Below are 24969 nucleotides of genomic sequence, written 5' to 3'. Positions count from 1 at the left end.
ACCCTGTGGGAGCGGGCTTGCTCGCGAATACGGTGTGTCAGTCAACATCATCGTCACTGCCCCACCGCATTCGCGAGCAAGCCCGCTCCCACAGGGGATAGTGTTTACAGGCTCAGATTGCGGTTCGACGCCTTGATGAATTCCTGCTTCAACTCGGCAAAGCTGTGTACCGCCGGGAACTGCGGGAATTCCCTGATCACATTGTCCGGCGCATGGAACAGGATACCGGCGTCGGCTTCGCTGAGCATGGTGGTGTCGTTGTAGGAATCCCCCGCCGCAATCACCCGGTAATACAGGCTCTTGAAGGCCAGGACCGACTGCCTCTTGGGATCTTTCTGGCGCAGTTGATAGCCCGTCACCCGCCCACCTTCATCCGTGATCAGACGATGGCAGAGCAACGTCGGGAAACCCAATTGGCGCATCAAGGGTTGGGAAAATTCGTAGAACGTGTCGGAAAGAATCACCACCTGGAAGCGCTCGCGCAGCCAATCGACGAACTCGATGGCACCGTTCAGCGGCTGGAGCGTGGCAATGACCTCCTGTATGTCGGAGAGCTTGAGGCCATGTTCGTCGAGGATGCGCAACCGCTGCTTCATCAGCACGTCGTAGTCGGGAATGTCCCGAGTGGTTGCCCTGAGGGATTCAATCCCGGTTTTTTCGGCGAAGGCGATCCAGATTTCCGGGACCAGCACACCTTCCAGGTCAAGACAGGCAATTTCCACAAGACACTCCCATTTTCTGATGTTTATCGGTTGAGTGAACAAAAGGCCTGCCGACTCTAGCCGCAACGCACAGGAACGCGCCAGCCCCGGCCGGTTTTGTTACCATCAGCGTCCTATAGAGCGCGCAGCGCCACCGACCTGTAGGAAACCGCCTGATGAGCCCATCGTTTGATGTCGTGGAACTCGCCACGACCTATGCCAACAAGTCTCCACAAGACATCCTCAAGCTGGCTTTCGCCGAATTCGGCGATGACCTGTGGATATCTTTCAGCGGCGCCGAGGATGTGGTGCTGGTGGACATGGCCTGGAAGCTGAACAAGAACGTCAAGGTGTTCAGCCTCGACACCGGTCGCCTGCACCCGGAAACCTATCGGTTCATCGATCAGGTCCGAGAGCACTACAAGATCGATATCGAACTGATCTCACCGGACCATACGAAACTTGAGCCTTTCGTGAGGGAAAAGGGTCTGTTCAGTTTCTATAAGGACGGTCATGGCGAGTGCTGCGGCATCCGCAAGATCGAGCCGCTGCGCCGCAAGCTGTCCGACGTTCGTGCCTGGGCCACCGGCCAGCGCCGCGACCAGAGCCCGGGCACTCGCAGCCAGGTGGCCGTGCTGGAAATCGACACGGCGTTCTCCACGCCGGAGCGTACCCTGTACAAATTCAACCCGCTGTCGCAGATGACCAGCGAGGAAGTCTGGGGCTACATCCGCATGCTGGAGTTGCCCTACAACAGCTTGCATGAGCGCGGCTTCATCAGCATCGGCTGCGAGCCCTGCACCCGCCCGGTATTGCCGAACCAGCACGAACGCGAAGGCCGCTGGTGGTGGGAAGAAGCAACGCAGAAGGAGTGCGGCCTGCACGCCGGCAACATCATCAGCAAATCCAAGGCTTGATATCGTAGCCGGTCTTCCTGTACACAAAAATGTCACTTCAGGTGGCATTTTTGTGTGCACTTCTTCATGCAATGCACCGAAAAGTTACACCATTGCGTTTCGCTCGCTGCCCCTCCCGTCTCTGCTGCCAATCTTCAAAAAATAAATACCTGTTCAAACAGTCAATTTATAAGCGCCAAATTTCATAGAGTTATCTAAAAATTGATAACTAATCGAAATCAAGATAACTGCTGTTAGATCTTTGCTTGGCACAAATCTGGCTTGAGACGACAAGTGTTTTGTATACAAACCAAATAAAACATACACACACTTTAGATCCGCAAGCCTGAAGCGCCCTATCCCGTACAGGCTGCAGATGCCCCATCACCAATGATGCTTGCCGCGCCGCGACGAAGATTGCCGAGCCCACGCTCATGCACAGTCATCGCTGCGCCGAGAATCAGGAGCCTGCCGGAATGCGTACAAGTCTCTCCAACAACATCGCGCTGGATCTACCCTCACCCACCACTGCCTTCGATGATCAAAGCACCGCCACCCTGGCCTTGAGTCCGAGGCTGCACAACAAGGATCTGGCACCGACCAAGGCCGAAGGTCGACGCTGGGGGCGCTACAGCATCTTTGCCCTGTGGACCAACGACGTACACAACATCGCCAACTACTCCTTCGCCATCGGCCTGTATGCGCTGGGCCTGGGTGGCTGGCAGATCCTCCTGTCCCTGGGGATCGGCGCGGCCCTGGTGTACGGTTTCATGAACCTGTCCGGCTACATGGGCCAGAAGACCGGAGTGCCTTTCCCGGTGATCAGCCGGATCAGCTTCGGCATCCATGGCGCACAGATTCCCGCATTGATCAGGGCCGTCATCGCCATCGCTTGGTTTGGCATTCAGACCTATCTCGCGTCGGTGGTTTTCCGAGTGTTGCTGACGGCGATTCATCCAGGCTTCGCCGACTACGACCACAATTCGATCCTTGGCCTGTCGAGCCTGGGCTGGGTGTGTTTCGTGGCGATCTGGTTCGTGCAACTGTTGATCCTGGCCTACGGCATGGAAACGGTGCGCCGTTACGAAGGCTTCGCCGGGCCGGTAATCCTGGTGACCGTCGCGGCCCTGGCCGGATGGATGTACACCCAGGCCGATGCAACCATTGCCTGGTCGATCCGCGAACCGCTGACCGGCGGCGAGATGTGGCGCAATATCTTCGCCGGCGGCGCGCTGTGGCTGGCGATCTACGGCACGCTGGTGCTCAACTTCTGTGACTTCGCCCGCTCTTCCCCGTGCCGTCGGACCATCATCGTCGGCAACTTCTGGGGGCTGCCGGTGAATATCCTGGTGTTTGCCGCCATCACGGTCCTTTTGTGCGGTGCGCAGTTCCAGATCAACGGACAGATCATCGAGAGCCCGACCCAGGTCATCGCCTCGATCCCCAACACCTTTTTTCTGGTGCTCGGTTGCCTGGCGTTCCTGATCGTCACCGTGGCGGTGAACATCATGGCCAACTTCGTCGCCCCGGCCTTCGTGCTCAGCAACCTGGCGCCCAAGTACCTGAACTTCCGCCGCGCCGGCTTGATCAGCGCCGCCATCGCCGTGTTGATCCTGCCGTGGAACCTCTATAACAGCCCGCTGGTGATCGTGTACTTCCTGTCCGGGCTCGGTGCCCTGCTCGGCCCGCTGTACGGCGTGATCATGGTCGACTACTGGCTGTTGCGAAAAGGCCGCATCAACGTGCCGCAGTTGTACAGCGAGGACCCGAACGGTGCGTACTTCTACAGCAACGGGGTCAACCTGCGGGCCGTGGCGGCATTCATTCCAGCGGCCTTGATCGCGATCGTCCTCGCGCTCGTGCCCGGCTTCGCCAGCGTTTCACCGTTCTCCTGGCTGATCGGCGCTTCGATTGCCGGCCTGCTGTACCTGATCATCGCCAAGCGCCAAGCGTATTACGAAGACGTCAGCGGTGAATCCATCGCTGTGGATAACGTCAGCCATTGATCGTTCAAGGCGGCCCACCGATGCGGGCCGCCGTCTTTTCTGCGTTAAAGGAAACTGCTCATGCGAATTCTCGTGGTCAACGTCAACACCACCGAATCCATTACCAAAGCCATCGCCCGGCAAGCCCAGGCCGTGGCCGCACCCGGCACCGAAATCGTCGGGCTCACACCGCATTTCGGTGCCGACTCGATTGAAGGCAATTTCGAAAGTTACCTGGCCGCCATCGCCGTGATGGATCGGGTGATGTCCTACGACCAACCGTTCGACGCAGTGATCCAGGCCGGCTATGGCGAACACGGCCGAGAAGGTCTGCAGGAACTGCTCGACGTCCCGGTGGTGGACATCACCGACGCGGGCGCCAGCACCGCCATGTTCCTCGGCCATGCCTATTCGGTGGTCACCACCCTGGACCGCACCGTGCCACTGATCGAAGACCGTCTCAAGCTGTCCGGCCTGTACGACCGCTGTGCCTCGGTGCGGGCCAGTGGCCTGGCGGTATTGGAGTTAGAGGAAGACCCGCAGCGGGCAGTCGAAACCATCGTCCGCCAGGCCGAGCTGGCGGTCAGCCAAGACAAGGCCGAAGTCATCTGTCTGGGTTGTGGCGGCATGGCCGGGCTCGATGAGCAGATCCGCCAACGCACCGGGGTGCCGGTGGTCGATGGGGTGACAGCGGCGGTGACCATTGCCGAATCCCTGGTGCGGCTGGGGCTGTCGACATCGAAGGTGCGCACTTATGCGACGCCTCGGCCCAAGACCCTCACTGGTTGGCCGGGGCGGTTCGGGCGCTGAGTTTACAGCTCTGAACCGTGTTGTCCCCATCGCGAGCAGGCTCGCTCCCACAGGGTTGTGGTGTTAGAAAATCTTCTGATCACCGCAAATCCATTGTGGGAGCGAGCTTGCTCGCGATGGGGGCAACGCGGTCCCAAGCCAGACTCAAACCGCACTGAACCGCTCCCCCAACCCCTGCGCGGCGAACTGCTCGATGATGAAGTCCACAAATGCCCGGGTCTTGCCCGGCAGCAGTTTGTGCTCGGCGTAATAGATGGAAATGTTGCCGTCATCGACGTACCAATCGGGCAGGACCCGCTGCAACGCGCCGTTTTCCAGATAGGGCACGGCGAACGGCATGCTTACCAGGGCAATCCCCAGCCCTTGGCTTGCGGTGGCGCAGGCAGCTTCCGAATCACTCATGGTCATGCGAGCTTTCAGTATCAACGGGCTGTGTTGCCGGCTCCGGCTGGTCAGTTGCCAAGAACGGATGCGTCCGGTTTGCGGTGAACGGATCAAGATGCCCTGGTGCTGCGCCAGGTCTTCCGGTTCTACCACCGGAGCCTGTTGTTGCAAATAGGACGGCGCGGCGACCAACACTCTGTGAGCCACCGTCAGCTTGCGTGCCACCACTCCTGGGGGCAATTCAAACCCACCGCCAATGGCCGCATCGAAGCCTTGGCCGATCAAGTCGACCTGGCGGTTATCGAAATGCCAGTCCGGATTGATCGCCGGATACCGCCGCAGAAAATCCCCCAACAATGGCACCACATACAATCGACCGAACGCGGTGCCCATGCTCACCTTCAGGGTGCCTGCCGGTTGTCCACCGGCGCTGGCGAGGTTGGCGACAGCGTTCTGGATGGTATTGAGGCTGCTGCTCACTTCCCCCAGGAACAATTGGCCCGCTTCGGTCAATGTCAGGCTACGGGTGCTACGCTGGAACAGTCGTACCCCCAGACGCGCCTCAAGCTTGGCGACGCTTTTACCCACTGCCGCCGGGGTCACACTCAGGCGTCGTGCGGCTTCGGCAAAGCTGCCCACTTCGGCGCTGCGCACAAAGCATTCGATACTGCTGAAAGTCTCCATTAGCGCCACTCTAAACTTTTGGTTGATACAGACTGTAGCAAAGTCCGTCTACACAAGCTGGAGTCGCATCCGGATACTCACCCCATCGCCGCGGCATCTCGCCCCGGTACATTTTGGAGAACATCATGAGCACTCAAACACTGAACGGTAAAGTCGCCTTGATTCAGGGCGGTTCCCGCGGCATCGGCGCCGCCATCGTCAAGCGCCTGGCCGCGGAAGGCGCTGCCGTAGCCTTCACCTACGTCAGCTCGGCCGCCAAGGCTGAAGAACTGCAGAACAGCATCACGGCAGCGGGCGGCAAGGCCCTGGCGATCAAGGCCGACAGCGCTGACGCCGACGCCATCCGCAATGCCGTCGAAGCGACTGCCGAGGCCTTCGGCGGGCTGGACATCCTGGTCAACAATGCCGGCGTGCTGGCGATGGCACCGCTGGACGAGTTCAAGCTCGAAGACTTCGACCAGACGCTGGCCGTCAACGTGCGCAGCGTGTTCATCGCCACCCAGGCTGCCGCACGCCACATGAGCGAGGGCGGTCGGGTGATCAACATCGGCAGCACCAATGCCGACCGCGTGCCCTTTGCCGGCGCAGCTCCTTACGCCATGAGCAAAGCCGCACTGGTGGGCCTGACCAAAGGCCTGGCCCGCGACCTTGGCCCGCGGGGGATCACGGTCAACAACGTACAGCCAGGCCCGGTCGACACCGACATGAACCCGGCCGACAGCGACTTCGCCTCCAGCCTGATGCAACTGATGGCCATCGGGCGCTACGGCAAAGCGGACGAAATCGCCGCTTTCGTCGCCTACCTGGCGGGTCCGGAAGCGGCGTATATCACCGGGGCCAGCCTGACCATCGACGGTGGTTTCGGCGCCTGATCCGGACATGAAAAACGCCGGTCATGGCTTCAACCATGACCGGCGTTTCGTTGTGTCGCCGTGGGTTCAGGCCCGCTCCAGCTCCGGCAGGCCACAGAGCCCTGGCTGGAACATTTTCAGCGAACGGATGATTCCGTCGGCGTGGGTATATTTTTCATCAGCCATGGCCGGATCCGGGATAGCGATGGCCGTCATGCCCGCCGCCTTCGCGGCGGTGACGCCGAACGGTGAATCCTCGAACACCAGGCAATTACGAGGGTCGATGCCCAGACGACGGGCCGCCACAAGGAAGATATCCGGTGCCGGTTTGGCCGCGCCCACTTCCGGATCGTCCGCCGTGACGATGAAGTCGAACAACGCGAACCAATCCCGGTGCAGAGTGGTTTTCAAGGCGAAGGTGTGGCGCGATGAACTGGTGCCCACCGCGATGGGCACGCCGCTGGCCTTGAGATGACGCACCAATTCCTCGGCACCCGGCATCGCCAGGGCATGGGGAAAACGCTCGCGCATCAGCGGCTCGCGGATCACCAGGAACTCCTCCGGGGTGATTGGTAACTCCAGCGCCTGGACCACATAGCGGGCCAGATCCCCGGCCCCCCGGCCGATGATATTCTGCTTGACGCTCCAGTCGAACGTGCGCCCATAACGCTCGGCGATGATGGAGGTGACCTCGGTGTAGATGCCCTCGGTGTCCAGCAACAGCCCATCCATGTCGAAAATCACGGCTTTGATCGGGCCAAACTCTTTCAGCGGTGCATTCATCGCATCTGATCCGTTATCAACACAACATTCCAGGGATGGCTCAGGCACGACCGGAGCAACGTGTTTGCCTTAAAGGATTCAGCAGAATAGCGAGGGGGGCCAGGAGGAGGCAACGGGGAAAACTGCATTCTGTGGTAAGTCCCGGGGCGAGCGCTATGCACTCGAACGCGAGCAAGCTCGCTCGCCACGGGGAAACGCCTTCAGATCAGAAGAGAGGCGAGTCGTTACTGGGCGCTATTGACTCGAACCGCTGGAGCCGCCTGAGGTGCCACCGCTGTTGCTGCTACCAGCCCCGGTTCCGCTGCTGGAGGAATCGCCGCCCATAGTGCTGCCACCGCTGGTGGAACCACTGCCAGTGCCAGGGCTCGTACTGCTACCGTTGGCGTCGCCACCGTTACCGCCGCTCACGGAACCGGGAGGCAGCGCGTTGCCGTTGGCGTCGGAGGTGCGGCCGGCATCCATTTGAGTGGAAGGTGGCATACCGCCTTTATCCACCGGAGCATTGTCTCCCGAAGACTGGGCGACAGCCCCCAGTGAACTGGCTGCAAGAATTCCGGCAAGGGTCAGTGCCGTCATGTTTGACTTCATCATGGTGAGTCTCCTTTTCGAAGTACCTACCTGATGTGGCAACCGGGGCGTGCAGATGGTGCCGGGAAATCGACAGGCGGCCCGAACCGTCAGCTCGGCTTGCCGGAAGCATCATCACCGGCGATGTCCGGGTCATCCGGGCTCGCCTCGATATCATCGTCCTCGCTGGGCACCGGCTCTGCGCCGGTCTCATCATCCGGCGGTCGTTGGTCGCGGTCCAGGGAATTGGTTGGCGAGGGCAACGGGTATTCCGGGGTTTCGTCCTCGGCCTCGATCAAGGGAACCAGGGCATCATCCATCAGCGAACCGGGGTCTTCATTGCCCGGATCATTGACGAAAGGCAAACCCGACGGTCCTTTTTCTTCCTTGTCTTCGGTTTCCGGCGTCATGGCACACCTCGCATTTATAGATGGATGTATCAATTCGAGGCGGAGGGAGAATAAACGTTCCAGGCAAATGCTCTGGAAAGAAAAACCGGCACAAGAGCTCATGCCGGTCGTTGATGCATTGGGGCGCAGTACAGCACTCTGTGGCGAGGGGATTATCCCCCTCGCCACAGCTATGTACGGCTCTGTTTCTCGTGATGATTGGTTGTCTCAGTCAAACATCGACTCAACGATGCTTTCTTTTATGCTTGTGTTTCTTGCCGGAATGCCCATCGTTGTCGTTGGACAGGTTGCTGCCCAACGCACCACCCGCCGCGCCGCCAATGCCCGCGCCGATGGTCGAACCGGTAGAACCGCCCAGGCGATTACCGACAATCGAACCACCGGCCGAACCCAGGCCGCCGCCAATGGCGGCTTCGGTACGGCTGCCCTTGCGAGCCCCCACCGCACTGCCAGCCGCGCCGCCGACACCGGCACCAATCGCAGCGCCCGTGCTGCCGCCCATCTGCTGGCCGACCACATTACCCAATACACCGCCAAGGCCACCGCCGATTGCCGCGGTACCATCGCCAGCCGCCATCGCGCCTTGGGCAACCACCATCCCAAGCACCAGGGTGGACAAAGTCAAACGCATGATAAAAACCTCAAGAATGCCGCATCGGGAAAGATGGCCGGTGCGCGCGGGCGCGAGTTTACGCCAAACGGCATCAACCATGCTGCTTGGACAACCAACGTAAAGGGAGTTTTTGTGACAGGCAAAAAAAAGCCCGCTGGGGAAACGGGCAGGTACTGCTTTCTAACGGATGAGTTCAGCCTACGTTCCCGAGTGTGAAAGAAACGTGAAAGAAATCGCTCGTAGGAAAAAGAGTAGAAATATTGACATCGAAGGCAGGAATAGTCTGACGCGAGGGAGCTCGTATCCACCAGGCTGCCAGGCAATCCTCTTGCTTGGGATTGCCTGCATTCAATCGCGGGCAAGCTCCCTCACCACAGACTCATTCCAGTTTGAATGAACGGTATGTGCCTTCAGTGGCGAGGCTGTGCTTGAGTTATTTTCGGGCAGGTACCCGGGGCAGGAACTTGGCCTTTTCCCCTCGCTGCACTTTTGCAACCTTCGTCCGGATGGACTTGATCGGTTCGTCGCCAAAGTCCGACCGATAGGCCGATTGACCACATTGCAGCCCTTCATTGATCGGATATGCGGCTGCGTTTTCCTCGCTGTACAGTGCTCCCATCGCCATTCCCCTTTTCATCGAGATCGATACCGGTATCAACCGATTACCTGGACAATATCGATCTTCCCGGATTTGAGACTAGCCGGTCATCAACAGACCGCACGATCATGAGAGCACCGACCGACGAATGGAACCCACTGTTTCAAAAGGGAAACACTCAATCTGCGGCGCGCATCGTCCGGCTTAGAATGCGCGAAACCTGGTCAGCCGAGTAAGGCTTGGACAAGAACTCAAAGCCTTCATGACCGCTATGGACCAGCTCCTCGCTGTAGCCGGACGTAAGGACCACCGGCAAATCCTTGCGGCGCTGGCGCAGCTCCCGGGCCAGCGCGATGCCACCGATGCCCGGCATGACCACATCGGAAAATATCGCATCGAACGCAGCGGCATCCGGACCGGCCATTTCCAGCGCGTCCTCGGCGTTGGTCGCCCAGGCGGTCTCGTACCCCAGGTCCTGCAGGATCTGATTGGCGAAGCGCCCAACCTCCAGGTTGTCCTCCACGATCAACACTCGGCGCCTGCCCTTTTCTAGTATCAGGTGCGTGTTTTCTTCCCGGGTGGGTTCATGCAGTTTTTCGGCTTCGACTTCCGGGAGGTACAAGGTAAACACAGTGCCGTCCCCGACAACGGTCGAAACATCGACGTTGCCACCGGACTGCTTGGCAAAGCCGAACACCTGGGACAACCCCAATCCCGTTCCCTTGCCCACCTCCTTGGTGGTGAAGAAGGGCTCGAAAATGTGTTCGAGGTCTTCCGAGGCAATGCCCGTCCCTGTATCCGCCAGGGCCACGGCGACAAAGGGTTGTCCGGCCGCCCCATGGCCGCGAATCGGCGGCATGCCTTCGCCGCATTTGAGCCGAAGCCACAATGTGCCCTGGCCGCTCATGGCATCCCGGGCATTCAAGGCCATGTTGATCAAGGCTGTTTCAAACTGACTCAGGTCCGCGCGGATGTAACAGGGCCGGTCACACAACTCGACCTTGACCTGCATCCGCGCCCCGGTAATGGTCTCCAGCATGTCCCCCAGGTTCTGCACCTGCTTGCCGACATCGATGACTTCCGGTTTCAACGGCTGACGTCGGGCAAAGGCCAGTAGCTGGCTGGTCAGCTTGGCGGCACGGTCCACTGTTTCGGAAACCGCCGTCATGTAGCGCTGGCGACGTTCATTGGACAGATCGGTCATGCGCAGGAAGTCGACGGAAGAACGGATGATCGTCAGCAGGTTATTGAAATCATGGGCCACGCCACCGGTGAGCTGGCCAATGGCCTCGAGTTTTTGCGACTGACGCAACGCCGCTTCCGTCTGTTTCAGGCGCGCACTGCGTTCCTCGACCCGCTGCTCAAGCGTTGCATTCAACTCGGCCAGGGCCGCCAGCCCCTCACGCACGGCGGCGTCCGCACGGGCGCGCTCGATATGGGCCCAGGATCGCTCGGTGACTTCCTTGAGCAGCGCCAGATCGTAGGAAGACCAGCATCGGGGCGTTTTGTCATGGATCGCCATCAGCGCTGTCAGCCGTCCGCACTTGATCAGCGGAACGCAAATGGTCGCCGCAATGCCGAGGGATTGGAACGTCGCCGCCTCCTCTGGCGCCAGCTCCGACAGATTGTCGTTGACCACCAGTGCCTTGCCGGCCCTCAGGTGGGTGACCGCCAGTCGACCGAAATCGGCCAACCGGTAATGCCCGACAATACTGGGCGAGCCCGCCCTGGCCCAGTCGCCGCGAATCGTGAAGCCGTCTTCGTCCTCATCCATGTCGGCATATGCGCAATTGGACAGGTTCAGGTGCGCCGCCAGGATTCGCGTAGTGGCCGCCATGATGTCCTGCGGATCGGTGACATTCGCCACAGCGGTACCGATGGCATCCAACACCGCCAGGCGCTGGTTCATGAACACCGTCGAGGTGGTCTCGGTGACAGTATCCAGCATGCCCACGACCTTGCCGAACTGGTCACGGATGGGGCTGTAGCAGAACGTGAAATAGGCTTGCTCGGGACCGTCGCCACGCTCGATGACGAGGGGGAAATTCTCGATATAGGTCGCTTGTCCGTCGAAGGCCGCCTGCACGATCGGCCCGATCTCGCTCCAGGCTTCCCGCCAGACTTCATCGAACCGCCGCCCCAGTGCATCGGGTTTATTAGCGAGAATGGGCACGAAAGCATCGTTGTACAGCATGATCAGATCCGGCCCCCACACAATGGCCTGGGGGAAATGGGAGGCGAGACTGAGGGCCACGGTGGTCTTCAATACATCGGGCCACTGGGCCGGCAACCCAAGGGGCGTGCTCGCCCAATCATGGCGCCGCACCCGTTCGGCCATTTCCCCATAGCTTTGCAGCCAGTCTGTCATTGCGTTAGATCCTTCTGCCGCCCATTCAATCGAGGTACGAAGCGCTCCGGCTTCAGACCGGTGCGTATTATCCCGCTGAGTGTGGGAATGTGCGACGGATTCTGAAGGATGGAGCGTATTAAATCGTGGGAGGGTTGCAGAGATGGCTGATTAACCTACGGCGATGTCCTACATACCTTGGGAAAATCGGGTTGGCGCATCGTGAACAGCCGACAAAAAGCTTCGCACCAGCTATTGGCAACTTCCTACATAACATTGGGAATCGTCTGCCTAATCAAACCCTTGTGTCATTTTTGCCGCGGCGACTATAGTTTTGGCGTCGTCCAGATGGCGACCGGGTTTGGCGACCCGATTGACACAAGTGCAACGGTGCTTTCTGCTATGGCAGCAGCACCCTTGTGCTCACAGAACTGTCTTTATGGCAGCTGTGCGCGGGAGGCCTTAGGGTCTGCCGGCTCCTTGTGTCTCCGGTTCGCCAACCTGCGTACAGCTGTCACCCTTCGTTTGGCGACGAAGCGTGACAGTTCATTCATGACACAAGGAATTGATATGAACCGCTACATGAGCCTTACCAGCAACGCCGACGACCAACCCTTATACGTCGACACCACCGCCCCGCTCCACGTACTCCTTGACGCAGCAGGCTACCGAATCCGCGCCGTCACCCAGTTCCTGGAAAATATCGCGATGCGTGACGAACGCCCTATCGATCCCTCGACACTTCAGGACCTGGCGCAGCTTTGCTGCATCTCCCTGCGCGATGGCTGTGATGTGATGGACGTGATTGCACGACGCCTGGATGCAGCACCCGCCGGCTCCGCTCTGTAAGGCGTGGACATGCTGGAAACCGAAGCCCCCGACTCGGCTCGAATCAGGGGCTTTCACTTATAACCAGCCAAACCCCTTGGCCATCATCCCGGCCAGTCCCAGTGAGGCCACGATCAAGGCCGCGAACAGAACCCTGAAGTCCAGCCTGGTTTCAGTGCGATGTTCCCGCAGGTCCACGCCCATCCCGTTCAGTTCATGCCGGATATATTCGACATGGGTCTCAAGCTTCACGACACGCGACTCCATTCCCAACCTCCCAAGGATGCGACCTCATTTCAAGGCCTTAAACGTTGAGATTGCACGATAACTCTTCTTGGCTTTGGACGTTTCTGTATGGGAAGTAGGAGGTTTCTTGTTTTCTTGTATCCGCTGAGGCTGCAACGACAGGCGCTATGAATATGGCGTCTGCGTCTTGATGCCTCGCAAGCGTTTCCCCGGCAACTTGCCGGCAATGTCGACAAAGGGCGTGACGATCAGGCTGTACACCGTCAGGTATCGCTGGTGATCCTGTTCCCCAGTGCCAAAGCGCAGAGGTTCGGGCCGGGCGCTGGTGACATAGAGCGTGCCGAACATCCAGTCCCAGAGCGACAGGTTCGTGCCGAAGTTACGGTTGAAGTGACGTGGCGCATCGCTGTGGTGGATCTGGTGCTGGGCGGGGCTGTTCAGCACGTGTTCGAGCACCGGGCCGAATGACAGCCAGACGTGGGTATGGCGCAGATTGGCCGCCAGGCTATTGAAGATGAACACCACGTAGGTCACACCGAACAGCCTATAGTGGCTGATCTCACCGCCGCTCAGGTACCAGAAAGTACCGACGTAGAGGCCAAGGCAGGCGGTAATGCTCAGGGTTCCGACAATCCTCTCCACAAAATGAATCCGGCTCGCCGTCACCGGTACCAGCACCGGTGCTGAATGATGGACTTTGTGAAAAGCCCACAACCAGCGCGAGTGAAACGCCCGGTGCACCCAGTAGTGGGCGAAGTCTTTCACCAGGAACACCCCCAGCCCATAGAGCAAGGCCAGCGATAACCCGTCCCCCAGACGCGGCCGCGCGCCCCAGAGGTTGTTGAAGAATGCCAGGTAGTCTCCGGATCGCAGGATGTACGGATCGACCAGATGAACGATGGGCAATACCAGTGCGAGCTTGAGGATCTTGCGCAGTAGGTAGTACCGGCAATCCAGCCACGCAGAGCGATGAAAATACACCTGACTGCCACCGATGAACTGCCAGAACGAATGAGCGACGGTCAGCCCGTGGTGCTTCCTGAAGCGGAACAAGCCATAAGCCACGCCATAGGAGGCGCAGAGGAACAAAACCCCGAGACGGCCATTGAAGCTGAAAATGCTGTAGAACTGTTCGGTAATGGGTGTGATGACCCACTCGATCAGCCGTTTGTAGATCAGGGAAAACACATCCACGAGAGACCGGCCTCTGCTGAAGAGAGGCCATTGTAGATCAGTCGATTGGGGGATGGCGTTCCAGAACCGACAAGGCTGTTCGGGCCTCGAAGCGTCGACACACCGACTGATGAGGCGAAACGAACCCGCAAGCCACAAAACTCTGTAACGGGCTCCCGCAGCCATCCTCCCATGCCACCGCTACGCAGCCTTTCACTTCGATCGAACGCCTCCCACCTCGACGGGTCTTCTCCTTATCACATCTCCGGAATCAGACCATGTCCGCACAAAAGGGCCTTGTTGTACTCGCTCGGGGCGGTTACGCCGCCCGAGGCATTATCTACTTGATCATCGGCATTTTCGCTTTGCTGGCGGCTCAGGATTCGAGCAAACCCAAGGACAGCCACAAAAGCCTGGAGGCATTGCTGAGCCAGCCATTCGGGCACGTATTGGTCGGGCTGGTGGTGGCAGGCCTGCTCGCCTTCGCCGGCTGGCGCATCCTGCAAGCGACACGAGACGTGGACCATCATGGCAAAGACCTGAAAGGCCTGGTGATACGTGCAGGTCTGCTGGCGGGAGGTGCAGTCAACGGTGCGCTGGCCTTTTTTGCGTTGGGCCTGCTTATCAGCGGCCTTAGAAGCTCCAGCGGCTCAGGCGGTGGACAAACCCGGGACTTGCTGGCCCATCTGCTGTCCTGGGAACACTCCAATGTATTGATCTATCTGGTTGCACTGGTCCCGCTGGGCACCGGCCTCGCTCATATCATCAAGGGCTGGAAGGCTTCGTTCGAGAAGTACTTCGAAGCGGACGAAGACGTGATGCGCTACGTCCGTCCAGTGTCGCGATTCGGTCTCATCGCCCGTGGCGTGGTCTTCATAGAAATCGCCTTCCTGCTGATGATCAGTGGTTCGAGTTACCAGGCCATGGATCCACCGGGAATGAGGGAAGCGCTCGATGCCCTCCAGGACCTGCCCGCCGGCGGTATCGTTCTGATGCTGATGGCCCTGGGACTGATCGCCTTCTCGGTCTACAGCTTTGCCGAAGCGTTCTGGCGCCGGATAAACATGGAGGTGCCTGGCGTTGTCACTGTCCAGTAGATCTGTGCAGTCAAGAGCCGATGAACCTCATCCCCACAACGCCACCTTCCCGGCACTCTGCTGGACCTGACCAGCAGGATTGCGCGGTGTCGCAGAAACACCGTGGGAGCCGGGCTTGCCCGCGATGGCGTCGGCACGGCCAACATCACCGCAAGCTGACCCACCGCTATCGCGAGCAGGCTAGCTCCCACATTGGATTCGAGGTGTACGAGGCATTTGCGTACGCCACCGGGCCTGTGGGAGCGGGCTTGCCCGCGAAGGCGGTGGCACGTTCAAATCTGCGTGACAGCCTTACCCCGTCACACATCCGTGTGGCACTTTCCCGGCAAAACTGTCCACCAGGCTCGCCACCACCATTTCCCCCATTCGTGTGCGGGTCTGCAGGGTTGCGCTGGCGCGATGGGGTTGCAGTACCACCTGCTCGTTGCCAAACAAGGCCTCGGGAACATTCGGCTCATCGACGAACACATCCAGTCCCGCCCCTGCAATGTCGCCGGCGGCCAGCGCCGCCACCAGGTCGGCTTCGTTGACCAGTTTGCCCCGGGCCACGTTGATCAGGTAACCACCCTTGCCCAGGGCGTTCAGTACCTGGGCATCGATGATGGCTTCGGCCTGGTCGGCGGCGGCCGCCAGGATCAAGGCATCACTGGCGCTGGCCAGTTGCTTGAGATCGGCAATGAAAGTGTGAGCCACATCGCTCATGGGTTGCAGGTCTGTGTAGCTGATCGTGCAGCCGAACGCGGCGAGTCGCATTGCCACGGCCCGACCGACGCGCCCCATGCCGACGATGCCGACACGCATGGCGGACACCTGGCGTGCCAGCGGCAACGGCGCCAACGGTGTCGCGCTATGAGGCCATTGGCCCGAGCGCACGTAGCGATCGCCGGTGCACAGGCCACGGCACACCGCAATCAATAGGCCGACGGCCAGATCGGCAACGTCTTCGGTCAGCGCACCGATGGTGGCGGTCACGCGGATCCCGCGATCCCGCGCATAGGCCAGGTCCACCGCATCGGTGCCCACACCGTTGACCGCCACCACTTCGAGGTTGGGTAACTGAGCCATGAGCGCTTGGCTGATGCCGGTATGCCCGCCGGTGATCACACCACGAATATGGGCGCCGTGCTCTTGCAGAAAAGCCGGTTTGTCCGTCTGTTCAAAATAGCGCCTGACTGTAAACAACTCATTGAGCCGGGTGTTGATTTCAGGAATCAGGATCGGACTGAGTTGCAAGACTTCTGGTTTCATGAGGACCTCGTCAAACGAATAGAAAACCGGCTCAACCGCGACCGGCAAAAGGCATGGCCGTGGCCATGACCGTCATATTCAGGACATTGGCCGACAGCGGCAGGCCGGCCATGTAGCGCACGGCGTCGGCCACATGCTTGACGTCCACCATCGGCTCTACCGCGATGGTGCCATTGGCTTGACGCACGCCCTGGGTCATGCGCACCGACATTTCGGTCAGGGCATTGCCGATGTCAAGCTGGCTGCAGGCGATGTTGAATGCCCGACCGTCCAGGGCCAGGGATTTGGTTAGCCCCAACACCGCATGCTTGCTGGCGGTGTAGGCGCTGCTGAACGGCCGCGGGGTATGGGCGGAGATCGAACCGTTATTGATGATGCGCCCGCCCTGCGGCTGTTGCCGGCGCATCAATCCGAAAGCTCCGCGGGCACAAAGAAAAACCCCGTTGAGGTTGGTGTCGATCACGTTGCGCCATTGCTCGAACGTCAACTCATCCAACGGTACGGCCGCAGTGTTGACCCCGGCGTTGTTGAACACCACGTCCAGGCGTCCGAACGTCACGGTGATGGTTGCAAATAGCGCGTCGACACTCGCCTGATCGCGCACATCGGTAGGCACCGCCAGCGCTTCCCGCCCCTCGCTGGCGGCCAGCTCGACCAATGCCTGCAAAGGCTCGGGACGGCGTCCGGCCAAGACCAACGTGTACCCGTCTGCCATCAGGCCCAGGGCCACGGCGCGGCCGATGCCGCTGCCAGCGCCGGTGACCAGAGCCACTTTCAATGGGTTGGACATGCTGTCATTTCCTTTCTCGAATCAGTAGGACAAGTGTCGCGCTCAAGGCCGTTGGCCGACCCGCATTTCCAGTTGGCCGACACCGTCGATGCCGGCGTTGATGATGTCGCCGGGCCGCAGTTCGTCGACGCCTGCCGGGCTGCCAGTCATGATCAGGTCCCCCGCCCTGAGCGCCACCGATTGCGAGATCCGGCTGACCACTTCACTGACCGACCAGATCTGGCTGTCGAGGCTGTCGCGCTGGCGCTCCTGGCCGTTCACGTTCAACCACAAGTCACCTTCGGGATGACCCGCCTTGGAGACCGGTACGATGGCGGTCATCGGCGCGGCGCCGTCGAACACCTTGGCGCCCTCCCACGGCAAACCGTTGCGCTTGGCCAGGCGCTGGACATCACGGCGCGTCAGGTCAAGCCCCACGGCATAGCCCCATACATAAGCCAGCGCCTGCTCTTCGGGAATATTCGCGCCGCCCTCACCGATGGCCACGACCAATTCGATTTCATGGACGAACTCTTCAGTCACCGACGGGAACGGCACTTCACCGACCGCATCCATCACACAGCTGGCCGGTTTCATGAAGAACACCGGCGGCAGGCGGTTCTGCCCCTGGGCATCAGGCCATGGATAATTGCGGCCGACACAAAACACCCGGCCGACGGGAAAACGCTGTGGCATACCGACGACCGGCAGAGTCACTGGCAGGTCTGGAGTAAAGACATACTCGGTCATGTTCATCCTGATAAAAGTCCTGGTAGAGGCGTCAGCGTACGGCGGCAATCCTTGGCAAAGTTGGATAAAAGCCGCCTCGTCTTGGAGAAAAACAGGTTTCAGGCCCGGGTCTTGAGTTCTATGCGATACAGCCGCCCCAGCAGAAACGAATAGGACAACGTACCCACCAGCGCCACGCCGCCAATAAACCAGAAGGCCAAGGCAAACGAGCCGGTCTTGTGGACAATCGCGCCGATCACGATAGGGGTGACGATGCCACCGATGTTGGCGGCCAGGCTGGTAATCCCACCGGTGAGCCCGATGAGTTCCTTGGGTGCTACTTCCGACACCGCGGCCCAGGAGGACGAAGCAATGCCCTGGGCGAAGAAGGCGATGGTCAGGATGGCGATGCAGATGGCATTCGAGTCGGTAAAGTTCACCAGGACGATGGACATGCCCAGCATCGAGCCCACCACCAGCGGCAACTTGCGGGCGAAGGACAAGGAATAGCCACGGCGGATCAGCAGGTCGGAAATGATCCCGGCAAGCAGAATACCCACCGTCGCGCCCACGAACGGCAGCACGGCAAAGATCCCGGCCTTGATCATGGTCAGTTGACGCTCTTCGATCAGGTAGGTCGGGAACCAGGTGAGAAAGAAGTACAGCGCCGAGGTGCTGGCGAACTTGCCGATGCAGATCGCCCAGACCTGCCGATAGCTGAACAGCTCGGCGATCTGCCGCCAGTTGAAGCGGGTGCGCTCCTGACTGCTCTTGACCAGCCCTCCCCCGGCCTCGATGTATTTCAGCTCTTCCTTGCTGACTTTCTTGCAGTTCATCGGGTCGCGGTACAGGTACAGCCAGAGCACACCGAATACGATGCCCAATGCACCGGTACTGTAGAACACATGCCGCCAGTCGTAGGTGGTTGCCAGCCATAGCAGCGCACCGGTAAACAACGCCGTCCCCAGGTATTGGCCGCAGACGTAGATGCTGCTCGCCAGCCCCCGCTCCCGCGCCGGAAACCACACCGTGACCGCCCGGCTGTTGGCCGGAAATGCCGGCGCTTCCATCGCACCGACGGCAAGGCGCAGGCCAAACAGCGAAGCGAATCCCGTGGCAAGCCCCTGGCAGACGGTGACTGTCGACCAGCTGATCAACGACACCCCGTAAGTGAACCGCGAACCGAAGCGGTCGGCGATGAAGCCGGCGGGCACCAATGCGATGGCATAGGTCCAGGCAAAGGCGGAAAAGATCAGGCCCATTTCGATCTTGTCCAGGCCCAGGTCCTTGGCCAGGAAAGGCGCCGCAATCGAGATGTTCACCCGATCGATGTAGTTGATGATCGTCGCAATCAACAGCAACGACAGCATGAACCAACGCCGGCGGGACGGCAGCCGGGCAGACGCGGCGGCATCCACGACGCTGGGTGCCAGCGGCGGCGCGGTGGTCTGGGAGGTGTGGGAATTCGACATGGATGACCCTTCATTATTGTTAGACGAATCGAAATACGTGCCAGCAGCACGCCTTGATCGGCCTTGATAGGCAGCGGCTGCATGGCCGCCAATGTGGTCGTACAACCATGCAAAATCAATTGAGGCGTTAGATCATTTTTTTCCTGATGAGCAGCGGCCGATGAGGCTGTCCAAAAAAAACAGCGCTGTAATTTTTGCGAATGCTTTCTTTAAACTTAAATAACTACATGTTTTAAAAGAAAAATATCCATAACCCGTAGATAACGCTTTTTGGACAAGTCCCCCCTCCCTTTGCTCAGATAAAACTCAGCTCCAAGCAGACGTCATCGTATGACATGTTGAAATTCAGCTGGGTACACCCTCACAATCACGTCGCCCAAGCCGCTGTCGAGGATCCCCAGGCGATGTCATCACCGAGCCAAGTCCCCACCTACTTCATGCAGCAACGCAGCGAACTGACGGACTTCTACATCCGCGACAAGAAGGGTCGGCGCGCCGAAACCAGCCCCCATCGCCACGAGTACTTCCAGATCCAGATCAACCTGGGCGGCGACACCGTGCAGCACATCGGCCATGTCGAACGCCCGTTCCCACGCAACACCCTGGCGTTCATCCTGCCCCATCGCGTGCACGTCATTCCGCACCCGGCGGAGAGCAATTTCATAGTGATCAACTTCTCCCAGACGTTCCTGCTGCCCCATCTGCAGTGCGACCCGATGGACCTGGAAGAAGTCTCGATCCTGCTGGCACCCGAGTTATCGCCGTTCCGTTTCCAGGAGCACCTGGATTTCATTCTGGGACAGGAGGATTTCGCCAAAGTCTGTGGACTGATCGAGCAGATGCGTGTCCTGGACAGGAACCGCCAGTTCGGCACCCGGGAGATCCTCAAGGGGTTGTTGCTGCAACTGATCGGCAGCGTCTGTGCTTTGTATGCCGAGCCGCTCAAGCAGTTGGCCGAAGAGAACGCGGCCGAGATCAGCCGACGCGATGCATTGGGCAGAATGTCCGAATACCTGCGCAGGAACATTGCCGACCCCGACCTCAACCTGATCAAGGTCGCCGCCGCAACCTACCTGTCGCCGACCTACCTGACCCACTGGCTGCGCAAGGAAATCGGCAAGACGTTCACCGAGCTGGTGCTCGAGCGCAGAATGCACGCGGCGCGCAACTACCTGCTCAATGGCACCCGCCCCGTGGGTGAAGTGGCGCGGTTGTGCGGATTCGCCGACGAGGCTTATTTTTCACGGCGCTTCCGCCAGATCCATGGGCTGCCGCCGGGGCAGTTCAGGCGGATGCAGCTGGATCCGGACAGACCGCAGTTGGCGTTGAATACGTGACCTTGCCGAGGGCATCGATTCAGCCCACGGCCCGCTGCTTCTGGGTCACGAGCCACTTGAGCATTTCATCCCAGAGAGGTTCTGCCGACGGCCGGAAATACCCCATGTGGCCGATTGGCTGCTTTTTCGTCTCGGGATGGAGGTCCCGTACCCGAAACGGAACGTTGCGATAACCCTTGATAAACGCGTCCCGCGAGACAGGCGGCGCCCAAGGATCATCCACCGCATTGGCGAATACGCAGGGCGTGCGTACCTGTGCGTAAAGCACGGCGACATCCGTCATGGAAGGATCATCGAAGAAGTAATGGGGATAGACACACCAGCGCCGCCAGTCCTTGTAGACCCGGTCCAACTGGCGCTTCGACAACGATGAAAGCCTTCGTGCTGATCGAAGGCCGCATCGCCATTACCCTAGACACCGGCGAACGCTTCGAGATGAAGGCCGGTGATGCCGTGTCTGTTCCAGCAGGTCACACCGGTGTGTGTGTGAAGTGTTGGAGTTCAGCCGCAAGTTTACGGTGGTGACCAGCGGCAGCGTTGAGTGATAACCCCATTTGGTCTTGCAACGGCTCGTTATTCAACGAGCCGTTTTCATGAGTGTCCCCAGACTGCATTCCACCTGCATCAGCGCAGAATCAACACCGCCGCCACTGCTATCACCAGCACCACACCGAACACCATGCGTGCTATCCACGGCGCAGTCAGCCAGACCCCAGTCACCCCGGCAATCTGCCCGACGTTTTTTTCCGTCAGGCGAAAACTCGGCTCACGAAAGGGGTTCCCGCATTGAGGGCAAGCGTATGCCTTGTCGGAAATACGGGAAGAGCATTCAGGACAATCGATCAGGCTCATTGCGCTACCTCAGGTGAGTTGGACTTCGGCCACTCAACAGACCATTCAGCAGTTACTTTGTTCTGAATCGAGCTTAGCCGATTGGAGCAATGCTAATGGGCAGGCTGCACACGCAACATGAGATCGTTCAGCGTATAGGTATCCAGGAACGCTTTGACCTCAATAACCTCCCCCTCCTTGAACGTCATGTGCCATAGGTAAGTATTGTTATAGGGTTTGCGATCTCGAGCGGTGGCCTCCCCTTTCCAGAGAACAACCACCACATCGCCCTCGGCAATAATGTTCTGGACACGGGGAGAAATGGGTGTCGCCAACCGAGCACTGATAGGGCGTACGGCCTGCTCCATCAACTCCGTCTTGCTGTTGTACACCGCTGAAACCGGACTGGATCCGGCGACGATCCATCTGGCATCAGGCGCCAGCAGATCGAACACCGTGCCTTTACCTTGCTGCCAGTTCGTGAATGCCTCGCGTACCAAATGCGTATTGGTGCGTTGGGTCGATGTTTGCGCAGCCGAAACTGTACCTATCGAAAGCAGCAGGCACAGTGCAACAGCCTGAAGACGCAGCGTCAAACTCATCCATGGGCCCATGATGTTCTCCTGCAGTGGACGGATCTCAGGAGAACCTTAACGGTACGCGCCCGGAAGCTTTTGCTCGAAGCTGCTGCTAACTTGCCTGATGCTGTCTGGCAAACTCGCAGAGATGGGCATGTCCGGGCCGAGTTTCGTTTCGCGACCTATTACTGAACATATTTGGACAAAGTTGCCTTGAGCGCATCAGAGACGAACGCAACCAGAATCGGCTGAGCATTGGCCTGCATGTAGCGACCTATTCCGGCTTGCCGTTTTTTCACTTCCGGCGCGTACTGTGAAGCGCGACCTTGCGAAACGAGCGATGCCAACTCTTCCTCGGAGAAAGATTTCTCATAGGCTCTGGCAAGGCTCTCATCCCACTTGGGCTGGTATCGCGGCAGCAGCGCATTGATTTCGTCGGATAACGCACTGTTCGCACTGGCATTACCGAGCTTATCGGCGATCGTCGCGTAGGTTGTCGTGCTCTTTGCTGTCAACAGTGCAAGGGAGGGGAGTTTCTTGCCCAGCCCAGTTTGGGCAACGAGTGTACGCGCCTCGTCAAGCGAAGCTGCATTAGCGTGCACAGTGGTCGAACACGCGAAGAGTAGTATCAATGCGACAACTGTCGGCGAAATCCTTTTCATGTTGCCATCTCCAATCGGCGAGCAATGGGTTTCAGAGTAGTTTCATCCCTCACGCCATGCCACCGCGGAATCGCCGTACGGTCGGTTTTCTTATCCCAGTAGATAGCAAAAGGCCCCTGATTTTATTGAAAAATCAGGGGCCTTGCCTGCATCGAATGAGGGCGTGGATGGGCACGTCTGGGTTCTGGCTCGCCGACTTGGAAGCGTTCGAACGGGAGGGATTTTTCCTGAAACGCAGATACGAAAAAGCCCTGAATAATCAGGGCTTTTTCGTATGAATGTGGCGGTGAAGGAGAGATTCGAACTCTCGATACAGTTTCCTGTATACACACTTTCCAGGCGTGCTCCTTAAGCCACTCGGACACTTCACCGTGTCTCGGCAAACTGTTCAGTCTGTCGAGGCGCGCTAATGTAGTCGAAAGCCTTTCCGATGGCAAAGCTTTTTTTCAGAATTTTCATGCGGTTAAGGTGTTTCGGGATTTCAAACGCGACGGAACAGGGCAAACCGGCCAATCTCCGGTCGACATCTATGCCGCCTGAAGGATGCAGACACGGCCGCCCGGGCAGGACAGACTGTTTATACGGCCCGGAGCTGACCGGTGAGTCAGTCACGGCGCTTTACCTGATCCGCAACGGTGGGTAACGTTTGCGGCAATTCTTCTACAAGGAATGCGTCATGAGCGACCTGATTGCCTACCATCTCGAAGACGGTATCGCGACCCTGACCTTGAACAACGGCAAGGTCAATGCCATCTCACCGGACGTCATTGCCGCGTTCAACGCTGCATTGGATCAGGCGACGGAGGATCGGGCGATCGTGATCATCACCGGGCAACCGGGGATCTTGTCGGGTGGTTATGATTTGAAAGTGATGACGGCCGGGCCCAAAGAGGCGGTAGGCCTGGTCACTGCCGGTTCGACCCTCGCCCGTCGCCTGTTGTCACACCCCTTCCCCGTCGTTGTCGCTTGCCCAGGCCACGCCGTGGCGAAAGGCGCATTCCTGCTGCTCTCGGCAGACTACCGAATCGGCGTGGACGGGCCATTCAGCATTGGCCTGAATGAAGTGCAGATCGGCATGACCATGCATCACGCCGGCATCGAGCTGGCCCGTGATCGCTTGCGCAAATCCGCGTTTCATCGCTCGGTCATCAATGGCGAGATGTTCAACCCACAGAGCGCCGTAGACGCGGGCTTCCTCGATAAGGTGGTGTCGGCGCAAGAGTTGCAGAATGCGGCGCTGGAAGCGGCGCGCCAACTGCAGAAAATCAACATGAAAGCGCATAAAAATACCAAGCTGAAAGTGCGCAAGGCACTGCTGGAAGCGCTGGACACGGCGATCCTGCTGGATCAGGAATACCAGGGCTAGCCCCTGTTTATCCTGCACTCTTGTGGGAGCGAATCTGCTCGCTCCCACAAAAGCTGAGGCCGCTCTAGCCTGCGGCTCTCCTCCGTTGAACACATGCGCTCGAAGATCGCCCATCTCCTCCCTCTATAGGGACAATTGCCGAAAACAGTGCACATTCGTACACTGCCCCACCTTTTGTTCCGGCGGGCCTGTGGATGTTGTTCGTACTGCGTATGTCGTTGATGGCTCTGCACTTTCTCGTAGCAGGGGTGCTGGGTATGATCCTCGGGGTGTGCCGCCCCTTCAACCCGGACAACAGCCGTTTATGCGCAAGGTTGTATGCGCGGCCCGCCATGTGGATTCTGGGTCTACGGGTCATGGCCGATGTCGATACGCTGCGGGATAAACCCCAGAGTTGCGTGATAATCGCCAACCACCAATCCAATTATGACCTGTTCGTGTTCGGCAACGTGGTGCCCCACCGCACCGTGTGCATCGGCAAGAAGAGCCTGAAGTGGGTACCGCTGTTCGGGCAGTTGTTCTGGCTGGCGGGTAACGTGTTGATCGACCGGAGCAATGCGATCAAGGCGCGCCGCGCCATACAGACCACGACCCATACTCTGCAGCATGAACAAACCTCCATCTGGGTATTCCCGGAAGGCACCCGGAATCTCGGTGGGGATTTGCTGCCGTTCAAGAAAGGCGCCTTTCAGATGGCGATCGACGCCGGGGTGCCGATTGTTCCGGTGTGCGTCAGCCGCTACATCAAGCACATGCACCTGAACCGTTGGCACAGCGGTGACATTCTCATACGGTCACTGCCGGCGATTCCTACGCAAGGGCTGACCCTGGACGACATGCCCCGCCTTATAGCCCAGTGCCGAGAGCAAATGCAGGCGAGCATCGCGGCGATGGACAGTCAAGTGCAGGCGGGCTGAGCACAGCCTCTCCCCACGACGAGCCCTTCTACGGGAGAACTCAGCGGATTTTGCTGACTCTCAAGCAACAAGGCGCGCTAAGCTGCA

The 24969-nt window shown here is 59.2% G+C and carries 26 protein-coding genes, 1 tRNA gene and 1 pseudogene; 10 read left to right on the top strand and 18 right to left on the bottom strand.

The window, feature by feature from the left end:
• Positions 1 to 104 precede the first annotated feature (104 nt).
• On the bottom strand, positions 105 to 722 hold the full coding sequence (thrH, locus tag FBX99_RS13605) for a bifunctional phosphoserine phosphatase/homoserine phosphotransferase ThrH (RefSeq protein WP_144931402.1): 618 nt from the start codon (positions 720 to 722) through the stop codon (positions 105 to 107).
• A 155-nt stretch (positions 723 to 877) separates the two neighbouring features.
• Between thrH and FBX99_RS13600 the strand changes: the two genes are divergently transcribed.
• The 3 genes from FBX99_RS13600 (at position 878) to FBX99_RS13590 (ending at position 4392) form a co-directional block, all read left to right on the top strand.
• Positions 878 to 1618: a phosphoadenylyl-sulfate reductase gene (locus tag FBX99_RS13600; RefSeq protein WP_144931400.1), complete on the top strand. Its 741-nt coding sequence runs from the start codon at positions 878 to 880 to the stop codon at positions 1616 to 1618.
• A 455-nt stretch (positions 1619 to 2073) separates the two neighbouring features.
• The gene (locus FBX99_RS13595; RefSeq protein WP_145131787.1) at positions 2074 to 3603 is read left to right on the top strand and encodes an NCS1 family nucleobase:cation symporter-1; all 1530 of its coding nucleotides are present in this window, start codon (positions 2074 to 2076) and stop codon (positions 3601 to 3603) included.
• A gap of 60 nt (positions 3604 to 3663) precedes the next feature.
• Complete coding sequence (locus FBX99_RS13590; protein WP_144931397.1) at positions 3664 to 4392, top strand: aspartate/glutamate racemase family protein; 729 nt, start codon at positions 3664 to 3666, stop codon at positions 4390 to 4392.
• A 144-nt stretch (positions 4393 to 4536) separates the two neighbouring features.
• On the opposite strand, the gene FBX99_RS13585 is transcribed toward FBX99_RS13590, so the two are convergent.
• Positions 4537 to 5460, bottom strand: a complete 924-nt coding sequence (locus FBX99_RS13585) for a LysR family transcriptional regulator (protein WP_144929464.1) — start codon at positions 5458 to 5460, stop codon at positions 4537 to 4539.
• A 125-nt stretch (positions 5461 to 5585) separates the two neighbouring features.
• Between FBX99_RS13585 and FBX99_RS13580 the strand changes: the two genes are divergently transcribed.
• A complete protein-coding gene (locus FBX99_RS13580) occupies positions 5586 to 6332 on the top strand; it encodes a 3-oxoacyl-ACP reductase family protein (protein WP_144929465.1) in 747 nt (248 codons plus the stop codon).
• Between the two features lie 66 nt (positions 6333 to 6398).
• Here the strand turns inward: FBX99_RS13580 and FBX99_RS13575 are convergent, their stop codons facing one another.
• The 5 genes from FBX99_RS13575 to FBX99_RS13550 all read right to left on the bottom strand — a co-directional run bounded on the left by FBX99_RS13575 (position 6399) and on the right by FBX99_RS13550 (position 11650).
• Positions 6399 to 7094 carry an HAD-IA family hydrolase gene (locus FBX99_RS13575; RefSeq protein WP_144929466.1) on the bottom strand — a complete coding sequence of 232 codons (696 nt, stop codon included), beginning with the start codon at positions 7092 to 7094 and terminating at the stop codon, positions 6399 to 6401.
• A 234-nt stretch (positions 7095 to 7328) separates the two neighbouring features.
• Entirely contained in the window at positions 7329 to 7685 is a 357-nt protein-coding gene (locus FBX99_RS13570) for a hypothetical protein (protein WP_144929467.1), read from the bottom strand.
• 86 nt (positions 7686 to 7771) lie between these two features.
• Positions 7772 to 8071, bottom strand: coding sequence for a hypothetical protein (locus FBX99_RS13565; RefSeq protein WP_144929468.1), 300 nt, complete (start codon positions 8069 to 8071; stop codon positions 7772 to 7774).
• Positions 8072 to 8294: 223 nt separating this feature from the next.
• Complete coding sequence (locus tag FBX99_RS13560) at positions 8295 to 8702, bottom strand: glycine zipper domain-containing protein (RefSeq protein WP_144929469.1); 408 nt, start codon at positions 8700 to 8702, stop codon at positions 8295 to 8297.
• Positions 8703 to 9460: 758 nt separating this feature from the next.
• Positions 9461 to 11650 (bottom strand): response regulator, encoded by a 2190-nt coding sequence (locus tag FBX99_RS13550; RefSeq protein WP_144929471.1) that lies wholly within the window; start codon positions 11648 to 11650, stop codon positions 9461 to 9463.
• Between the two features lie 549 nt (positions 11651 to 12199).
• On the opposite strand from FBX99_RS13550, the gene FBX99_RS13545 reads away from it, so the two are divergent.
• Entirely contained in the window at positions 12200 to 12478 is a 279-nt protein-coding gene (locus tag FBX99_RS13545) for a short-chain dehydrogenase (RefSeq protein ID WP_145131785.1), read from the top strand.
• 57 nt (positions 12479 to 12535) lie between these two features.
• Here FBX99_RS13545 and FBX99_RS28885 read toward each other — a convergent pair whose 3' ends face one another.
• On the bottom strand, positions 12536 to 12709 hold the full coding sequence (locus FBX99_RS28885) for a hypothetical protein (protein WP_178111924.1): 174 nt from the start codon (positions 12707 to 12709) through the stop codon (positions 12536 to 12538).
• 159 nt (positions 12710 to 12868) lie between these two features.
• A complete protein-coding gene (locus FBX99_RS13540; protein WP_144929473.1) occupies positions 12869 to 13897 on the bottom strand; it encodes a sterol desaturase family protein in 1029 nt (342 codons plus the stop codon).
• Between the two features lie 257 nt (positions 13898 to 14154).
• Between FBX99_RS13540 and FBX99_RS13535 the strand changes: the two genes are divergently transcribed.
• Positions 14155 to 14973 (top strand): DUF1206 domain-containing protein, encoded by an 819-nt coding sequence (locus tag FBX99_RS13535; protein ID WP_144929474.1) that lies wholly within the window; start codon positions 14155 to 14157, stop codon positions 14971 to 14973.
• 291 nt (positions 14974 to 15264) lie between these two features.
• On the opposite strand, the gene FBX99_RS13530 is transcribed toward FBX99_RS13535, so the two are convergent.
• From FBX99_RS13530 to FBX99_RS13515, 4 genes are all read right to left on the bottom strand, one after another.
• Positions 15265 to 16221, bottom strand: a complete 957-nt coding sequence (locus tag FBX99_RS13530) for a 2-hydroxyacid dehydrogenase (protein WP_145131783.1) — start codon at positions 16219 to 16221, stop codon at positions 15265 to 15267.
• A 31-nt stretch (positions 16222 to 16252) separates the two neighbouring features.
• The gene (locus FBX99_RS13525; protein WP_144929476.1) at positions 16253 to 17011 is read right to left on the bottom strand and encodes an SDR family oxidoreductase; all 759 of its coding nucleotides are present in this window, start codon (positions 17009 to 17011) and stop codon (positions 16253 to 16255) included.
• Positions 17012 to 17053: 42 nt separating this feature from the next.
• Entirely contained in the window at positions 17054 to 17746 is a 693-nt protein-coding gene (locus tag FBX99_RS13520) for a fumarylacetoacetate hydrolase family protein (protein WP_144929477.1), read from the bottom strand.
• A gap of 92 nt (positions 17747 to 17838) precedes the next feature.
• The gene (locus FBX99_RS13515; protein WP_144929478.1) at positions 17839 to 19191 is read right to left on the bottom strand and encodes an MFS transporter; all 1353 of its coding nucleotides are present in this window, start codon (positions 19189 to 19191) and stop codon (positions 17839 to 17841) included.
• Between the two features lie 404 nt (positions 19192 to 19595).
• On the opposite strand from FBX99_RS13515, the gene FBX99_RS13510 reads away from it, so the two are divergent.
• Positions 19596 to 20528 (top strand): AraC family transcriptional regulator, encoded by a 933-nt coding sequence (locus FBX99_RS13510; RefSeq protein ID WP_144929479.1) that lies wholly within the window; start codon positions 19596 to 19598, stop codon positions 20526 to 20528.
• A gap of 19 nt (positions 20529 to 20547) precedes the next feature.
• Here FBX99_RS13510 and FBX99_RS13505 read toward each other — a convergent pair.
• Positions 20548 to 20871 (bottom strand): annotated as a pseudogene (locus tag FBX99_RS13505) (alpha/beta hydrolase); the annotation flags it as partial.
• A 26-nt stretch (positions 20872 to 20897) separates the two neighbouring features.
• Between FBX99_RS13505 and FBX99_RS29585 the strand changes: the two are divergent.
• Entirely contained in the window at positions 20898 to 21053 is a 156-nt protein-coding gene (locus FBX99_RS29585; protein ID WP_144929480.1) for a cupin domain-containing protein, read from the top strand.
• Positions 21054 to 21152: 99 nt separating this feature from the next.
• On the opposite strand, the gene FBX99_RS13495 is transcribed toward FBX99_RS29585, so the two are convergent.
• The 4 genes from FBX99_RS13495 to FBX99_RS13480 all read right to left on the bottom strand — a co-directional run bounded on the left by FBX99_RS13495 (position 21153) and on the right by FBX99_RS13480 (position 22970).
• Complete coding sequence (locus tag FBX99_RS13495; RefSeq protein WP_047699184.1) at positions 21153 to 21380, bottom strand: hypothetical protein; 228 nt, start codon at positions 21378 to 21380, stop codon at positions 21153 to 21155.
• A gap of 92 nt (positions 21381 to 21472) precedes the next feature.
• Positions 21473 to 21973 (bottom strand): nuclear transport factor 2 family protein, encoded by a 501-nt coding sequence (locus FBX99_RS13490; RefSeq protein ID WP_256664055.1) that lies wholly within the window; start codon positions 21971 to 21973, stop codon positions 21473 to 21475.
• Positions 21974 to 22122: 149 nt separating this feature from the next.
• Positions 22123 to 22599 carry a hypothetical protein gene (locus tag FBX99_RS13485; protein ID WP_145131781.1) on the bottom strand — a complete coding sequence of 159 codons (477 nt, stop codon included), beginning with the start codon at positions 22597 to 22599 and terminating at the stop codon, positions 22123 to 22125.
• A 281-nt stretch (positions 22600 to 22880) separates the two neighbouring features.
• Positions 22881 to 22970 (bottom strand) — tRNA-Ser (locus FBX99_RS13480).
• Between the two features lie 305 nt (positions 22971 to 23275).
• Between FBX99_RS13480 and FBX99_RS13475 the strand changes: the two genes are divergently transcribed.
• Positions 23276 to 23965 carry a crotonase/enoyl-CoA hydratase family protein gene (locus tag FBX99_RS13475; protein WP_144929482.1) on the top strand — a complete coding sequence of 230 codons (690 nt, stop codon included), beginning with the start codon at positions 23276 to 23278 and terminating at the stop codon, positions 23963 to 23965.
• A 194-nt stretch (positions 23966 to 24159) separates the two neighbouring features.
• Positions 24160 to 24882, top strand: coding sequence for a 1-acylglycerol-3-phosphate O-acyltransferase (locus tag FBX99_RS13470; RefSeq protein WP_144929483.1), 723 nt, complete (start codon positions 24160 to 24162; stop codon positions 24880 to 24882).
• Positions 24883 to 24969 lie beyond the last annotated feature (87 nt).

It is taken from the genome of Pseudomonas sp. SJZ074 (assembly GCF_007828215.1).
Classification (GTDB): domain Bacteria; phylum Pseudomonadota; class Gammaproteobacteria; order Pseudomonadales; family Pseudomonadaceae; genus Aquipseudomonas.
The sequence above is the reverse complement of the archived record's forward strand: the minus strand, read 5'-3'. Positions and strand labels throughout refer to the sequence as shown.

What these genes read in the sequence shown, in the direction of transcription:
- FBX99_RS13600 (WP_144931400.1), top strand. Translation starts at nt 878, where the DNA reads ATGAGCCCATCGTTTGATGTCGTGGAACTCGCCACGACCTATGCCAAC.
- FBX99_RS13595 (WP_145131787.1), top strand. Translation starts at nt 2,074, where the DNA reads ATGCGTACAAGTCTCTCCAACAACATCGCGCTGGATCTACCCTCACCC.
- FBX99_RS13590 (WP_144931397.1), top strand. Translation starts at nt 3,664, where the DNA reads ATGCGAATTCTCGTGGTCAACGTCAACACCACCGAATCCATTACCAAA.
- FBX99_RS13585 (WP_144929464.1), bottom strand. Translation starts at nt 5,460, where the DNA reads ATGGAGACTTTCAGCAGTATCGAATGCTTTGTGCGCAGCGCCGAAGTG.
- FBX99_RS13580 (WP_144929465.1), top strand. Translation starts at nt 5,586, where the DNA reads ATGAGCACTCAAACACTGAACGGTAAAGTCGCCTTGATTCAGGGCGGT.
- FBX99_RS13575 (WP_144929466.1), bottom strand. Translation starts at nt 7,094, where the DNA reads ATGAATGCACCGCTGAAAGAGTTTGGCCCGATCAAAGCCGTGATTTTC.
- FBX99_RS13570 (WP_144929467.1), bottom strand. Translation starts at nt 7,685, where the DNA reads ATGATGAAGTCAAACATGACGGCACTGACCCTTGCCGGAATTCTTGCA.
- FBX99_RS13565 (WP_144929468.1), bottom strand. Translation starts at nt 8,071, where the DNA reads ATGACGCCGGAAACCGAAGACAAGGAAGAAAAAGGACCGTCGGGTTTG.
- FBX99_RS13560 (WP_144929469.1), bottom strand. Translation starts at nt 8,702, where the DNA reads ATGCGTTTGACTTTGTCCACCCTGGTGCTTGGGATGGTGGTTGCCCAA.
- FBX99_RS13550 (WP_144929471.1), bottom strand. Translation starts at nt 11,650, where the DNA reads ATGACAGACTGGCTGCAAAGCTATGGGGAAATGGCCGAACGGGTGCGG.
- FBX99_RS13545 (WP_145131785.1), top strand. Translation starts at nt 12,200, where the DNA reads ATGAACCGCTACATGAGCCTTACCAGCAACGCCGACGACCAACCCTTA.
- FBX99_RS13535 (WP_144929474.1), top strand. Translation starts at nt 14,155, where the DNA reads ATGTCCGCACAAAAGGGCCTTGTTGTACTCGCTCGGGGCGGTTACGCC.
- FBX99_RS13530 (WP_145131783.1), bottom strand. Translation starts at nt 16,221, where the DNA reads ATGAAACCAGAAGTCTTGCAACTCAGTCCGATCCTGATTCCTGAAATC.
- FBX99_RS13525 (WP_144929476.1), bottom strand. Translation starts at nt 17,011, where the DNA reads ATGTCCAACCCATTGAAAGTGGCTCTGGTCACCGGCGCTGGCAGCGGC.
- FBX99_RS13520 (WP_144929477.1), bottom strand. Translation starts at nt 17,746, where the DNA reads ATGAACATGACCGAGTATGTCTTTACTCCAGACCTGCCAGTGACTCTG.
- FBX99_RS13515 (WP_144929478.1), bottom strand. Translation starts at nt 19,191, where the DNA reads ATGTCGAATTCCCACACCTCCCAGACCACCGCGCCGCCGCTGGCACCC.
- FBX99_RS13510 (WP_144929479.1), top strand. Translation starts at nt 19,596, where the DNA reads ATGTCATCACCGAGCCAAGTCCCCACCTACTTCATGCAGCAACGCAGC.
- FBX99_RS29585 (WP_144929480.1), top strand. Translation starts at nt 20,898, where the DNA reads ATGAAAGCCTTCGTGCTGATCGAAGGCCGCATCGCCATTACCCTAGAC.
- FBX99_RS13495 (WP_047699184.1), bottom strand. Translation starts at nt 21,380, where the DNA reads ATGAGCCTGATCGATTGTCCTGAATGCTCTTCCCGTATTTCCGACAAG.
- FBX99_RS13490 (WP_256664055.1), bottom strand. Translation starts at nt 21,973, where the DNA reads ATGGGCCCATGGATGAGTTTGACGCTGCGTCTTCAGGCTGTTGCACTG.
- FBX99_RS13485 (WP_145131781.1), bottom strand. Translation starts at nt 22,599, where the DNA reads ATGAAAAGGATTTCGCCGACAGTTGTCGCATTGATACTACTCTTCGCG.
- FBX99_RS13475 (WP_144929482.1), top strand. Translation starts at nt 23,276, where the DNA reads ATGAGCGACCTGATTGCCTACCATCTCGAAGACGGTATCGCGACCCTG.
- FBX99_RS13470 (WP_144929483.1), top strand. Translation starts at nt 24,160, where the DNA reads ATGTTGTTCGTACTGCGTATGTCGTTGATGGCTCTGCACTTTCTCGTA.